Raw genomic sequence first — 14006 nt, 5'->3', positions numbered from 1 at the left:
TGACGATGTCAGCAGGTAATGCAGCAGATAATGCAGATGGCCCGAGTCATGCGCAGAGCGTAGCGCCGTTCCGGCGGGCTGCCAATCCCCCACGACACTCTGCCGGTCGCGGGTGGGCGCGGCGATTGACAAGGGGAAAGGGCCGTGCGCCCCTCTGGCCTCGGATTCGAGAGACGCAAGACAGGGGCAGACCATGCAGCAATCGCGGCGGATTTCCACGCTGAACGGGGATGGCGATGACGGCTGGGGGGTGTTCATGGCCGCCCGCAAGATGATCGACGAGGGCATTCCGGTCACCGAACTGACCATCGGCGAACATGACATCCGCACCGATCCGACAATCCTTGCCGCGATGGACGCCTCGGCGCGGGCGGGCAATACCGGCTATGCCATGGTGCCCGGCATCGACGCGCTGCGCGACCATGTCGCGGCGCGGGTGCAGGCGGCCTCGGGCGTGGCGACGACGCGCGACAACGTCATCATCACGCCGGGCGGTCAGGCGGGGCTGTTCATGGCCCATCACGCGACCTGCGACGAGGGCGACCGGGCGCTTTTCATCGACCCGTATTACGCCACCTATCCCGGCACGATCCGCTCGGTCGGGGCCATTCCGGTGCCGGTGGCGGCGCGGTCGCGCGACGGGTTTCAGCCGCGTGCCGACGCGATTGCAGACGCGACGCCGGGCGCGAAAACGCTGCTCATCAACAGCCCCAACAACCCCACCGGCGCGATCTACGCGCCCGAGACGATGGCGGGGATCGCCGGGGTCGTGCGGGACCATGATCTGTGGCTGATTTCGGACGAGGTCTATGACACGCAGGTCTGGGAGGGCCATCATATCAGCCCGCGGAGCCTGCCGGGAATGGAAGAGCGCACCTTGCAAATCGGCTCGCTGTCGAAAAGCCACGCGATGACCGGGTCGCGCTGCGGCTGGATCGTGGCCCCGGAAGAGGTGACCGGCAACCTGATCCAGCTTGCCACCAACACCAATTATGGCGTCGCCGGATTCGTACAGAGCGCGGGCCTTTTCGCGCTGGAACAGGGGCCGGCGTTCGAAGAGCGGATCGCCGCCCCCTTCCGCCGCCGCCGACAGATCGTGCTGGATCTGGTCGAAGGGCAACAGGTTGTCCGTGCCATCCCGGCGCAGGGCGCGATGTATACAATGCTGGACCTGCGCGCGACGGGGATGAGCGGCGAGGATTTTGCCTATGCCCTGCTGGACAAACACCGGATCGCGGTGATGCCGGGCGAGAGTTTTGGCAAAGCTGCCGCCGGGCATGTCCGGGTGGCCTTGACCGTAGATGACGACAGGCTGCGCACAGCGGTGGCAACCTTGCTGTCTTTCGCGGCGGAGTTGGCCGAGCAGGCGGCGAAGTAACGCCCGAATTCCGGCGTCATCGGCGCGGCGAATCGGCTAGGATCGAGGCATGATGTTCAAAAGTCCCGATCCCGACACGCTTTATGCGGCCATGCTGGACAAGGATGCCCGGTTCGATGGTCTGGCCTTTGTTGCCGTCCGCTCCACCGGTATTTTTTGCCGCCTGAATTGCCCGGCCCGCACGCCTCTGCGCAAGAATTGCTGCTTTTTCCCAACGGCGGGCGCCTGCATAGAGGCGGGCTTTCGCCCCTGCAAGCGGTGCAAGCCGCTCGACCAATCGGGCGAGCCACTGGTTCAGGATCTGACCCGCGCGTTGGCGGCCGACCCTACCCGCCGTTGGCGAGAGGCCGATCTGGTGGCCATGGGGCATGATCCCTCGACCGTGCGCCGCGCCTTCAAACGTCACTTCGGAATGAGCTTTCTGGACATGGCGCGCCAGCGGCGGCTGCGCGAGGGGTCCTCTGCGCTGTCCGAAAGCGGCAGCGTGACCGAAGCACAGCTCGACGCCGGGTTCGACAGCCCGTCAGCCTTTCGCGCGGCCTTTGCCCGGCTGATGGGGCTTGCCCCCGGCACGCTGCGCGCCAAGGCCCGGCTGCAAGCCGACTGGATCGACACCGCCCTTGGGCCGATGGTGGCGGTCAGCGATGCCAAAGTGCTCTACCTGCTGGAATTTTCCGACCGCAAGGCCCTGTCCGCCGAGTTGAAGCGGCTCTACCGCGACGCCAAGGGCGACATCGGGATCGGACGCCCGTCGCCGACCGATCAGGCAGCAGAGCAACTGGCACGGTTCTTCGATGGAAGCGATCCGGCCTTCTCGGTTCCACTCGCACCCGGTGGCACGGCGTTTCAGCAACAGGTCTGGCGCGCCTTGCAGGCCATTCCGGCGGGCGCGACCCGCAGCTATTCCGACCTTGCCCAAGCCCTTGGACGACCCGATGCCGCCCGTGCCGTGGCGCGGGCCAACGGGGCCAACCGCATTGCCGTGCTGATCCCCTGTCACCGGGTGCTTGGCGCCGATGGCAGCCTGACCGGCTATGGCGGCGGCTTGTGGCGCAAGCGCCGCCTGATCGAGATCGAGGCCGCCTACCGCCCTGCCCTTGCATGAGCATCTGTTCCGGTGTTGCCTCGGCCCGACAGACGCGTGTTGCGCTATTTGCTTAACATGTGTATTACTTTCGGGCAGGAGGACAGCCTATGAACCACGACGATCTGCCGAAATGGTCTGCCCGCGCCGCCGCATGGGCGCAGGACTATCACGCCAGCCTGCGTGACCGCCCGGTGCGGCCCGCCGTGATCCCCGGCAGCATCCGCGAGGCGCTGCCCGAAACCGCACCGGACCAGCCCGAGCCGATGGAGCGGATCTTCGACGATTTCGAGGCCATCGTGCCCGGCGCGATGACCCATTGGCAGCATCCCCGGTTCTTCGCTTATTTTCCGTCCAATGCCTCGCCCGCCTCGATGCTGGCCGAACAATTGGCCAACGCGATCAGCGCGCAATGCATGTTGTGGCAAACCTCTCCCGCCGCGACCGAAATCGAAGAGCGGATGATCCAGTGGCTACGCGCGGCCATGGGCCTGCCCGCCGGGGTCACCGGCACGATCCACGATTCCGCGACCACGGCAACGCTGTCGGCCGTGCTGACAATGCGCGAGCGGGCACTCGGTTGGGCGGGTCTGGCCGAGGGCCTGTCAGGGCAACCCCGCTTGCGGATTTACGCGTCAGATCAAACCCATAGCTCGATTGACAAGGCGGTCCGTCTGGCCGGAATCGGACAAGACAACCTCGTGAAAGTCAAGACACGGGACGATCTGTCGATGGACCCGGACGCGCTGGCCACCGCAATCGCCGCCGACCGTGCGGCGGGATATGTGCCTGCGGGCGTGGTGTTCTGCATCGGCGGAACCTCTGTCGGGGCCATCGACCGGATCGAGGATTGCCTGCCGGTGGTCGAGGCCGAAGACCTATATACCCATGTGGATGCGGCGTGGGCGGGCTCGGCGATGATCTGCCCCGAATTTCAGCCACTTTGGGCCGGGGCGGAGCGGTGCGATTCCATCGTCTTCAACCCGCATAAATGGCTGGGTGTGCAGTTCGATTGCTCGGTGCAATTCCTGCGTGATCCTGCGCCACAGATCCGCACGCTCGGGCTGCGTCCCGATTACCTTGAGACACTGGAAAGCTCTGACATCAACGATTTCAACGAGTGGACGGTGCCGCTCGGGCGCCGCTTCCGGGCGTTGAAACTGTGGTTCGTCCTGCGTGCCTACGGGCTGGAGGGCTTGCGCGCGCGGCTGCGCAATCACGTCGCATGGGTGGGCGAATTGGCCGACCGGCTGCGGGATATACCGGAGCTGGAGATCGTGACCGAGCCACGGCTCGCACTCTTCTCATTCGCTCATCGCGCGGGGGATGCGGCCACCGAGGCGCTGATCCAGAAGGTCAACGCCGATGGGCGGGTCTACCTGACCCAGACCCGGCACAAGGGGCGCTTCGTCATTCGCATGACGGCAGGCAGCTTTGACTGCACGCGCGACGATGTGATGATGGTGAACACCGTCCTGCGCGAAATGCTGGCCTGACCTGGATGTCGCCGCGCAGGAGGGCGCAGCGACATTTTGCGTATTTTGATCAGAAAAAGGGATCAGCGCGGCAGGGCTGCGGCCTCTCGGGCCAACTGTTCGATCCGGCTCCAATCACCTGCCAGCACGGCCTCTTTCGGGGCGACCCAAGACCCCCCGGCGCAGAGTACATTCGGCAGGCCCAGATAGTCAGGGGCATTCTTGATGCTGACGCCGCCAGTGGGGCAGAAAGCGACCTGTGGGATCGGGGCCCCGATGGCCTTGAGCGCCGCCGCACCGCCAGAGGCTTCGGCGGGAAAGAATTTCAGCATGTCATAGCCGCGCTCCAGCAGGCGCATCGCTTCCGACGCGGTGGCGACGCCCGGCAGCAGCGGCAGGTCTGCCGCTTCGCAGGCCTCCAACAGCTTGTCCGTCGCCCCGGGAGATACCCCGAACTTGGCTCCGGCCTCTTTCGCGGCCAGCACATCTGCGGGTGTCAGCAGGGTTCCCGCCCCGACGACACCGCCCGGCACCTTGGCCATTTCGCGGATCACGTCGAGCGCGGCGGGCGTGCGCAGCGTCACTTCCAGCGCGGGCAGGCCACCGGCGACAAGGGCCTCGGCCAAAGGCCGGGCATGGGCAACGTCGTCAACCACGAGAACCGGAATGATCGGGGCCAGCCCGGCGATCTCGCGGGCATGAAGAGAAGCTTGATGCGGGGTCATGTCAGACATCCTTGGGTCGGGGCCAGAGGCACAGGATCGGCACCTCTGGCGGGGATATTTCTGGAAAAAACGGCGTTCAGACCACCACGCCGGCGCCGTTCGGGGCCACCCCGGCGGTCTGGCGGAAAACCTCGAACAGTTCGCGCCCGATACCGTGGCTGTTGGCAGACAGGTCTGGCGTGGCAGGCGCGCGGTCTGCGACGCCGTCGGTCAGCACATCCAGCGTGCCCTTGACCGCATCGACCCGGAGGATGTCGCCATCCTGAAGCTTGCCGATCAGGCCGCCATCCAGCGCCTCGGGGGCGACGTGGATGGCCGAGGGCACCTTGCCAGAGGCGCCCGACATGCGGCCATCGGTGACAAGGGCCACCTTGTGGCCGCGATCTTGCAGCACGGCGAGCACCGGCGTCAGGCTGTGCAATTCCGGCATTCCGTTGGCCTTCGGTCCTTGAAACCTGACAACAACCACAACATCGCGGTTCAACTCATTGGCCTGAAAGGCTTTCTTGACATCCCGCTGATCGTGGAAAATGGCGGCCGGGGCCTCGATCACGTGGCGTTCGGGGGCGACGGCCGAGACCTTCATGATGCCTTGGCCCAGATTGCCGGTGAGTTCCGCCAATCCACCGGTTGCCTGAAACGGGTCTGACGCCGGGCGCAGGATCTTTTCGTTAAGGGATTTTCCCGCCCCCTCTGTCCAGACCACCTTGCCGTCCTGCAACTTGGGTTCCTGCCGATAGCGCGACAGGCCGTCCCCCGCCACGGTCACGGCATCTTCGTGCATCAACCCGGCATCCAGCAACTCGCCGATCATATAGCCAAGCCCGCCGGCCGCGTGGAAATGGTTCACATCGGCCAGACCGTTGGGATAGACCCGCGCCATCAGCGGCGTGACGGCGGAAATATCCGCGAAGTCGGCGGGCAAAAGCTCGATCCCCGCGGCGCGCGCCATCGCGGGCAGGTGCAGCACGAGGTTGGTGGACCCCCCCGTCGCCATCAGCCCAACCATACCGTTCACGAACGCCTTTTCGTTCAGCACTTCGCCCGCCGGGCGATAGTCATTGCCAAGCGCTGTGATCTCGGTCGCGCGTTCGGTGGCCGCGCGGGTCAGGGCGTCGCGCATCGGGGTGCCCGGATTCACAAAGCTCGCCCCCGGCAGGTGCAGGCCCATGAACTCCATCAGCATCTGGTTGGAATTGGCGGTGCCGTAAAAGGTGCAGGTGCCCGGCCCGTGATACGAGGCCATTTCGGCTTCCATCAGCTTGTCGCGCCCGATTTCGCCAGTCGCGAATTGCTGGCGCACCTTGGCCTTTTCGTCATTGGGCAGGCCGCTGGTCATCGGGCCCGCGGGCACGAAAACCGCGGGGATATGGCTGAACGTGGCGGCAGCGATGATCAGCCCCGGCACGATCTTGTCGCACACCCCCAGGTAGAGCGCGGCGTCGAAACAGTTGTGGGACAGCGCGACACCGGCGGCCAGCGCGATCACGTCACGCGAAAAAAGGCTCAACTCCATCCCCGGCTGGCCTTGGGTGACCCCATCGCACATGGCAGGCACACCGCCCGCAACCTGTGCGGTGGCCCCGCGCGCACGGGCGGCCTCCTTGATCAGGGCCGGGAAGGTTTCGAACGGCTGGTGCGCCGACAGCATGTCGTTATAGGCGGTGACGATCCCAAGATTGGGCGCGCGGCCATCGGCAAGGCGCCCCTGATCTTCGGCCATCGCGGCATAGGCGTGGGCCTGGTTGCCACAGGCCAGATGTGCCCGTGCCGGGCCGTCTTCGGCCGCGCGGCGCATACGATCGAGATAGGCGGCGCGGCGCTCGGCCGAGCGCGCGATGATGCGGTCGGTGACTTCGGCGATTTTCGGCGAGAGCGTCATGCGGGACTCCTATGTTGCGCGTTGAGCATCATATAATCCGTTAGCGCTAACATGAAAACCCCCCTTGTGGCCCGCACCGGGTGCGGGCCAGTGGCGGGCGCTAAAGCGTTGTTCCGACGAGACTGCCGATGGCCGAGGTTGCGACCATCGCGAGGATGCCCCAGACGACCACGCGGGTTGCCGCGCGAAGTTTCGGGGCCCCGCCCGCCTGCGCGCCAAGACCACCCATAATCGCCAGTGCCAACATGGTCGCGGCAGCCACCCACCAGACCAAGCCCGAGAGCGGCGCAAAACCCGCCACGATCAACGGCGCGGCCGCGCCGACGGCAAAGGTCAGGGCCGACACGATGGCGGCCTGCATCGGGCGCGGCGGCGACAGGTCGGTGATCCCGATCTCATCGCGCAGATGCGCCCCAAGCGCGTCTTTTTCGGTCAGTTCCTGGGCAACCTTGCGGGCCAACCCCTCGGACAGCCCGCGATGGCGATAGATCGCCACCAGCTCTTCGAGTTCCGCCTCGGGGTTCACCCGCAACTCATGCTTTTCGCGGGCGATATCGGCGCGCTCGGTATCCGACTGGCTGGAGACCGAGACATATTCCCCGGCGGCCATGCTCATCGCACCAGCGGCCAGACCGGCGGCCCCGGCCAACAGGATGGCCACCCGGTCACCGCCACCGGCGGCAACCCCGGCGATCAGCGAGGCGGTTGAGAGGATTCCGTCATTCGCCCCCATCACGGCGGCGCGCAGCCAACCGGTGCGGAAGGAAAGATGGGTTTCGGAATGGGCGGAGGGTTGGTTGGCTAAATCAGACATCACTCAGAAGAATCTTTCCGGGGTTGAAGATATTGAACGGGTCTATGCCGCGCTTGACAGCGGCCATCATGGTGACGGCACCTTCGCCAAGCTCATCCATCAGGTATTTCGCCTTGCCCTGCCCGATGCCATGTTCTCCGGTGCAGGTGCCATCCATCGAGATCGCCAGCTCGTTCAGCCAACTGACAAAGGTCTTGGCGCGGGCGACCTCGTCGGGATCATCCATCATGACCAGCGGCAGGGTGTGGAAATTGCCGTCGCCAACATGGCCCACCACGGGGGCGATGATGCCCAGTTCCGCGGCTTTGGCCTGCGCTGCGGTCACGCATTCGGCAAGGCGCGAGACCGGCACGCAGCAATCGGTGGAAATCCCCTTGGCACCCGGTCGCAGGGCGAGGCTGGCCCAATAGGCATCATGCCGCGCCTGCCAAAGCTTCTTGCGATCTTCCTCGCGGGTGGTGAAGGTAAATCCCTCGCTTCCAAATTCCTCTGCAATGTCGCCAAAGGTTTGTGCCTGTTCCTTGACGCTGTTTTCCGAGCCGTGGAATTCCAGCAGCAAGAGCGGCTGCTCTGGCAGATCCAGCTTGGCATAGGCGTTGACGCCCCGGACCGAAAGCGCATCCAACAGCTCGATTCGCGCCACTGGCAGCCCCATCTGAATGGTCATGATCACCGCGTTGCACGCGGCCTCGACCGTGGGAAAGGAACAGGTGGCGGCCGAGATCGCCTCGGGGATGCCCTGCAACCGGATTGTCAGTTCGGTGATGATGCCAAGCGTGCCCTCGGACCCGACCAATAGCCGCGTCAAGTCATAGCCCGCCGAGGTCTTGCGCGCCCGCGCGGCGGTCTTGACCACTTCACCGTTCGGCAGAACCGCCTTCAGCGCCAGCACGCAATCCTTCATCGTGCCGTAGCGCACCGCATTGGTGCCAGAGGCGCGGGTCGAGGCCATGCCGCCAAGCGAGGCATTCGCGCCGGGATCGACCGGAAAGAACAGGCCGGTATCGCGCAGATAGGTGTTCAGCGCCTCGCGCGTGACGCCGGGTTGAACGACCACGTCCATATCCTCGGGATGCACGGCCAACACCTTGTCCATACGCGAAAAATCGAGGCTGATGCCGCCTGCGGGCGCATTCACCTGCCCCTCAAGCGACGAGCCTGTGCCAAAGGGGATGATCGGCACCCGGTGATCGGCACAGATGCGCACGATCTCCTGCACCTCTTGCGTCGACTCAACGAAGATCACCGCGTCGGGGGGCTGGTTTTCGATCCAGGTCACTGTGTGAGCGTGCTGTTCGCGCAGGGCCACGCCAGTTTCCAGCCGTTCACCGAAGCGCTGTTTCAGCAGCCCGACCGCGGTGCTGATTCCCTCGTCGTTTCGGGGCAGGTCCAACATATCGGCCATTCGGCTCTCCTCGAGATCAAACGATAGCGAGGCGACAGTATCGCCCCGATCCGACCGGCGCAATCGACCCTGCCGCCGCAGGTTAATATCCGATGTTTACAAAGGGAATTCAGCGAATTTTGAGCGGATTGTCACACCCACGATACAGAGGCCCCGTACCTCTCGTCGAAAACCTGATCCGAGCGGTCTTTCACAGATGTCGACCTATCTTCCTCCGATGCGCCTGATGGGCGCACAGATCTTGCGCAACGGCCAGTTTCAGCGCCGGTCGCTTGCCGTGGCACGCGGCCGGATCACCAAGGGGCCGCTGCCCGAGGTCGACCTGTCCGGCTACCTGGTGTTGCCGGGAATAGTTGACCTGCATTGCGCCCTGCCGTCCCTGCCCCGTCCGCAGGATCTGCCGCGTCTCGATGAGCGTCTGGCCAGTCATGGCGTGACCACCGCGTGGCTGGCGATGGAGGCACAGCCGAGCCGGATGGAAGGCGTGTTGGCAGCCCTGGGGCGGCGGCGCGGCGGCAGCGATTTGCGCGCAAAGCTGGTGCTGGCACCGGAACCCGGCCCGGACCCGGACCTGCTGCGCCTGCTAGAGGCACAGGGCCTCGACTTTGCCGTCTTCCAGTCGCAGCCGCACCGTGATGGCGACAGCGCGGCCGCCTTGTTTTCGCGCGATCTGTGCCGGTTGGCCGAAACCTTCGATGCGCTTGGCATCCTCTATGGCAGCCTTGGCGACGTGGATGCGGAAACGCGGGAATACTACCGAATGCTCGGGGCCCGCATCGCGGAACAGCCACGCACACGGGCGGCGGCGGCCACGGCCAAGGCGATGAACGATGCGGTTTTGGCCCCCGCCGGCGACCTGCTGCCACAAGCGCGGATGCGAGAGGCCGTGAACACCGCCCGTCTGGTGGCCGAGGGTTTGTGCGACGGCTTGATTTCGGGTGGGATGCCCGCGACGCTGCCCGACGCGGCATGGATGCTGGCCAGTGGCGCGATCAATGCCCTGCCCGCGACGTGGGACTTGGTTTCGCGGAAACCGGCCGAAATCATGGGCCTGACAGATCGCGGGACACTCGACCATGGAAAACGTGCCGATATCGTGGTGATGAACCCGGCGACCCGCCGGGTCGAGGCCACGATCGCCGCCGGACAGTTGACCTTTGCCACCGGGATGGCCGCACAAAGACTGCTTCAGAAGCTTCCTGCCAACAGTCTTGCCGCCGAATGACCTTTTTCAGCGTCATCGGTCGGCGTTAACGCTTTCTCAAGACTCCTTACGGTAGTGTTGAATTGTCCGATCGCCCCGAACGACCGGACACCCAAAGGCGGCCCCCGCTGCACCGCACCCAACTTCGCGGCGGGGGTCGACCTGTCTCAGGTCTAGCATGAAAGCCCGAATGAGGGGTTAACACCGCAAGAGCGACCTTGGCCTATTCCGCAGCATCCGCCACGGTCCGCGCGGCCTCGATCTGTTCGGCCTTCTTCTCGACCTGTTCGACGATGTGTTCGATCATGCCGTCGTTGGCCAGCTTGTGGGCCTGTTTGCCGTCGAGATAAACCATGCCCGACCCGGCCCCGCCACCGGTAAAGCCGACATCTGTCAACAACGCCTCGCCCGGCCCGTTTACCACGCAGCCAATCACCGACAGGCTCATCGGGGTCTTGATATGGGCCAGCCGGTCTTCCAGCAGCTCCACCGTCTTGATCACGTCAAACCCCTGCCGCGCGCAGGACGGGCAAGAGATGATGTTGACCCCCCTGTGCCGCAGCCCGAGCGCCTTGAGGATTTCATAGCCAACCTTCACCTCTTCGACCGGATCCGCCGACAGGCTGACGCGCAGCGTATCGCCGATGCCCATCCACAGCAGGTTGCCAAGCCCGATAGCAGATTTGACGGTGCCGGTCGTCAGCCCGCCCGCCTCGGTGATGCCAAGGTGAATGGGCGCGTCCGTGGCCTCGGCCAGGCCCTGATAGGCAGCTGCGGCCATGAAGACGTCAGACGCCTTCACACTGATCTTGAACTCGTGGAAATCGTGATCTTGCAAGATGCGGATATGGTCGAGCCCGCTTTCGATCATCGCGTCGGGGCATGGCTCGCCGTATTTGTCGAGCAGGTGCTTTTCAAGGCTTCCGGCATTCACCCCGATGCGGATGGAACAGCCATGATCGCGGGCGGCCCTGATCACCTCGGCGACGCGGTCGGCGCTGCCGATATTGCCGGGGTTGATCCGCAAACAGGCCGCGCCCGCCTCGGCCGCTTCCACGCCGCGTTTGTAGTGGAAATGGATGTCGGCCACGATCGGCACAGGGCTTTCCGCGACAATCTCTTTCAACGCCTTCGACGAGGCCTCGTCCGGCACCGAAACGCGCACGATATCCGCCCCCGCCTCGGCGCAGGCCTGCACCTGCGCGATGGTGCCCGCCACATCCGTGGTCAGCGTGTTGGTCATCGTCTGAACGGAGATTGGCGCGCCGCCGCCCACGGGCACGCGGCCCACCATGATGCGACGACTGTCGCGGCGGTCGATATTGCGCCAGGGACGAATGGGATTATGGGACATGGGACGCCTCGGGGCTGTCTGGGGTGTCAAACGCTCTTGCCGCCCAGATAGACCTTTGGTCGCTGCACGGCAACGGGGTGCGCTCAGTTGCCCTCGTCACCAAGCACCAGAGAGGCCACGCGCGGCAGATCGGGATCGGCGGCGGCATCGGCCATCACATAGCTTTCCGACAAGGCATCGGCGGTCAGAACAACGTCGCGGGCAATCGAGGTGCCGGGGCCTGCCGGGCCAAGCGTGACGCCATTCACCGCGAAATAGAGCGAGCCGGAATTGCCCGCCCGCAGGGTCGGCATCTCGGCCCCTTCCGGCAAGGCATAGCTGTCACCGGAATCCAGCGTGCCTTCGAACAGAATCGTTCCAGAGACAGAGCGCACGCGAATCCACGATGGCCGCACCGCAAACAGGATCACCTCGTCGCCTTGCGGTTCTTCGGTCACCTGCACGGCACTGGCCAATTCATAGCCTTCGTCCTGCGCCGGGGCCTGAATCCGCGGGGCCGAGGCATAGTCACCTACCGTGTCGGGATCGAGCGTCGCAATCGCCTGGTCGCGCGGCGTCATCACCGGCATATCCAAGGCTTGCGGGCGGAAAATCGGGTCGATCGGGTCCATCACCGGCACGCGGGGCGTCGCGGCGTCCGGCAATTCCGCGCTGGCCATCGACATCACGCCGGCCGTCTCGATCGGATCGAGGCTGGCGGTCATGGTGGGTTCTTCCTCGACCGGCACGAATTGCACACGCTGGATCTCGGTCAGGACCGACCACGCGCCGTATCCGATCACGCCGACAAGGGCCAACAGGACGAGCGCCGAGCCAAGCGCGCCGGGTTCGAGATTGCTGAAAATGCTTTCGCGTTGCGGTGCGAACGAGACCCGAGCCGAGGACATCACGTCATTCGGGCTAACCCGCGCCGGGGCCTCTCCGAAGACCCGCTTGGCACCGCGGGCCTGCGCAGCGGATTCGCCGTGAACACCGTAGAACCCGGCCTCTTGCGAAAATCGGCGAAAGGTCCATTCCGGGTCCATGCCAAGGTAGCGCGCATAGGAACGCACGTACCCGGCGACGAATCCCTTGGTGGCGAAGACCGACAGGTCGGCATTTTCGATGGCGGCGATGTGGGCGGCCTTGATTTTCAGCTCGCGCTCGACATCCAGCAGCGATTTGCCAATAGTTGCACGCTCGCCCCGCAAGAGGTCGCCAAGAGGTACGTCAAACGTGTCGAACCCGTCGAATGGCACGGTGCCATCGTCTGACGCATCTTTGTTCATGCCCATGCGGTCCTGCCCCGCGATTGCAGTTCGGTAACTGACGGTTTTTTCCGATCTGTCGACCGAACACATCCCCAACGTGCCGACGGTTTGATTCCCTAAATCGCCGGACTTGGGAAGGTGTTACCACAAGATGAATGACAAATGCACCAGTGGACGAGAGGTCACGCACTCATTTCGGCACGATTCAGCGCACAGTGGTTCCAGAGCGAGTCCATGGCCCGCACCAGCCCATCCAGCATCTTGGGATCATGCACCGGAGACGGCGTGAAGCGCAGCCGTTCCGTGCCGCGCGGCACGGTCGGGAAGTTGATCGGCTGGACGTAGATTCCGTAATCCGACAGCAGCATGTCCGAGATTTTCTTGGTGTGGACGGGATCGCCCACGATCACGGGAACGATATGGGTGCCATGGTCGATGATCGGCAGGCCCATGCCCTTGAGCCGCATCTTCAACACCTTGGCGCGCTCCTGATGCAGGTCGCGCAGGGCTTGGTCGGTTTTCAAGTGCTTGACCGACGCCGCCGCCCCTGCCGCCACGACCGGCGGCAGCGAGGTGGTGAAGATGAACCCCGGCGCGTAAGACCGCACGGCATCGCACATCTTGGCGCTTGCCGCGATATAGCCACCATGCACGCCGAACGCCTTGCCGAGCGTGCCGTTGATGATGTCGATGCGATCCATCAGGCCGTCACGCTCTGCCACACCGGCCCCGCGCGCGCCATACATGCCGACGGCGTGAACCTCGTCGAGATAGGTCAGCGCGCCGAATTCGTCGGCCAGATCGCAGATGTCCTTGATCGGGCCAAAATCGCCGTCCATCGAATAGATCGACTCGAAGGCGATCAGCTTGGGCGCCTCGGGGTCGTCGGCGGCCAGCAATTCGCGCAGATGGGCCACGTCATTGTGGCGGAAGATGCGCTTGGCCCCGCCATTGCGGCGCACGCCTTCGATCATCGAGGCGTGGTTGAGCGCGTCGGAATAGATGATGAGACCGGGAAACAGCTTGGGCAGCGTGCTCAGCGTCGCGTCATTGGCGATATAGGCCGAGGTAAAGACCAGCGCCGCCTCTTTCTGGTACAGGTCGGAAAGCTCTGCCTCCAACCGCTTGTGATACACGGTTGTGCCCGAGATATTGCGCGTGCCGCCGGACCCTGCGCCGGTGTCTTCAAGGGCCTGATGCATCGCCTCCAGCACCACGGGGTGCTGGCCCATGCCAAGATAGTCGTTGCCACACCAGACGGTGATGTCCTGCTCGGTCCCGTCCGGCTTCTTCCAGACAGCATGTGGATACTGGCCGCGGCGGCGCTCAATGTCGATGAAGGTGCGATAGCGCCCTTCCTCGTGCAGACGGTTCAGGGCGGCATCAAGCGCGGCATCGTAGTTCACTGGCGGTCTCCTTCTTTGGGCCCGTTCGC

11 protein-coding genes are annotated in these 14006 nt (G+C 64.6%); 4 read left to right on the top strand and 7 right to left on the bottom strand.

What is annotated here, in order from left to right:
- The first annotated feature begins 193 nt into the window (after positions 1–193).
- The 3 genes from BKY27_RS15305 to BKY27_RS15295 all read left to right on the top strand — a co-directional run bounded on the left by BKY27_RS15305 (position 194) and on the right by BKY27_RS15295 (position 3958).
- Positions 194–1378, top strand: a complete 1185-nt coding sequence (locus BKY27_RS15305) for a pyridoxal phosphate-dependent aminotransferase (protein WP_071675360.1) — start codon at positions 194–196, stop codon at positions 1376–1378.
- A 49-nt stretch (positions 1379–1427) separates the two neighbouring features.
- Positions 1428–2483, top strand: coding sequence for a bifunctional transcriptional activator/DNA repair enzyme AdaA (locus tag BKY27_RS15300; protein WP_071675359.1), 1056 nt, complete (start codon positions 1428–1430; stop codon positions 2481–2483).
- Between the two features lie 89 nt (positions 2484–2572).
- Complete coding sequence (locus tag BKY27_RS15295) at positions 2573–3958, top strand: pyridoxal phosphate-dependent decarboxylase family protein (RefSeq protein ID WP_071675358.1); 1386 nt, start codon at positions 2573–2575, stop codon at positions 3956–3958.
- A 62-nt stretch (positions 3959–4020) separates the two neighbouring features.
- On the opposite strand, the gene BKY27_RS15290 is transcribed toward BKY27_RS15295, so the two are convergent.
- From BKY27_RS15290 to BKY27_RS15275, 4 genes are all read right to left on the bottom strand, one after another.
- Positions 4021–4662: a bifunctional 4-hydroxy-2-oxoglutarate aldolase/2-dehydro-3-deoxy-phosphogluconate aldolase gene (locus tag BKY27_RS15290; protein WP_071675357.1), complete on the bottom strand. Its 642-nt coding sequence runs from the start codon at positions 4660–4662 to the stop codon at positions 4021–4023.
- Positions 4663–4738: 76 nt separating this feature from the next.
- The gene (gene edd / locus BKY27_RS15285) at positions 4739–6544 is read right to left on the bottom strand and encodes a phosphogluconate dehydratase (RefSeq protein WP_071675356.1); all 1806 of its coding nucleotides are present in this window, start codon (positions 6542–6544) and stop codon (positions 4739–4741) included.
- Between the two features lie 100 nt (positions 6545–6644).
- A complete protein-coding gene (locus BKY27_RS15280; RefSeq protein WP_071675355.1) occupies positions 6645–7358 on the bottom strand; it encodes a VIT1/CCC1 transporter family protein in 714 nt (237 codons plus the stop codon).
- Entirely contained in the window at positions 7351–8763 is a 1413-nt protein-coding gene (locus tag BKY27_RS15275; protein WP_071675354.1) for an FAD-binding oxidoreductase, read from the bottom strand. Before BKY27_RS15275 ends, BKY27_RS15280 begins: the two co-directional genes overlap by 8 nt.
- Positions 8764–8959: 196 nt before the next feature.
- On the opposite strand from BKY27_RS15275, the gene BKY27_RS15270 reads away from it, so the two are divergent.
- Positions 8960–9988 carry an amidohydrolase family protein gene (locus BKY27_RS15270; RefSeq protein WP_071675353.1) on the top strand — a complete coding sequence of 343 codons (1029 nt, stop codon included), beginning with the start codon at positions 8960–8962 and terminating at the stop codon, positions 9986–9988.
- A 202-nt stretch (positions 9989–10190) separates the two neighbouring features.
- On the opposite strand, the gene ispG is transcribed toward BKY27_RS15270, so the two are convergent.
- From ispG to hemA, 3 genes are all read right to left on the bottom strand, one after another.
- Positions 10191–11321 carry a flavodoxin-dependent (E)-4-hydroxy-3-methylbut-2-enyl-diphosphate synthase gene (gene ispG / locus BKY27_RS15265; RefSeq protein WP_071675352.1) on the bottom strand — a complete coding sequence of 377 codons (1131 nt, stop codon included), beginning with the start codon at positions 11319–11321 and terminating at the stop codon, positions 10191–10193.
- An 83-nt stretch (positions 11322–11404) separates the two neighbouring features.
- Positions 11405–12589, bottom strand: coding sequence for a helix-turn-helix domain-containing protein (locus BKY27_RS15260; RefSeq protein ID WP_233491857.1), 1185 nt, complete (start codon positions 12587–12589; stop codon positions 11405–11407).
- 164 nt (positions 12590–12753) lie between these two features.
- Positions 12754–13977 (bottom strand): 5-aminolevulinate synthase, encoded by a 1224-nt coding sequence (hemA, locus tag BKY27_RS15255; protein ID WP_071675350.1) that lies wholly within the window; start codon positions 13975–13977, stop codon positions 12754–12756.
- Positions 13978–14006 lie beyond the last annotated feature (29 nt).

The sequence above is a fragment of the Nioella nitratireducens genome (assembly GCF_001879715.1).
GTDB classification, from domain to species: domain Bacteria; phylum Pseudomonadota; class Alphaproteobacteria; order Rhodobacterales; family Rhodobacteraceae; genus Nioella; species Nioella nitratireducens.
The sequence above is the reverse complement of the archived record's forward strand: the minus strand, read 5'-3'. Positions and strand labels throughout refer to the sequence as shown.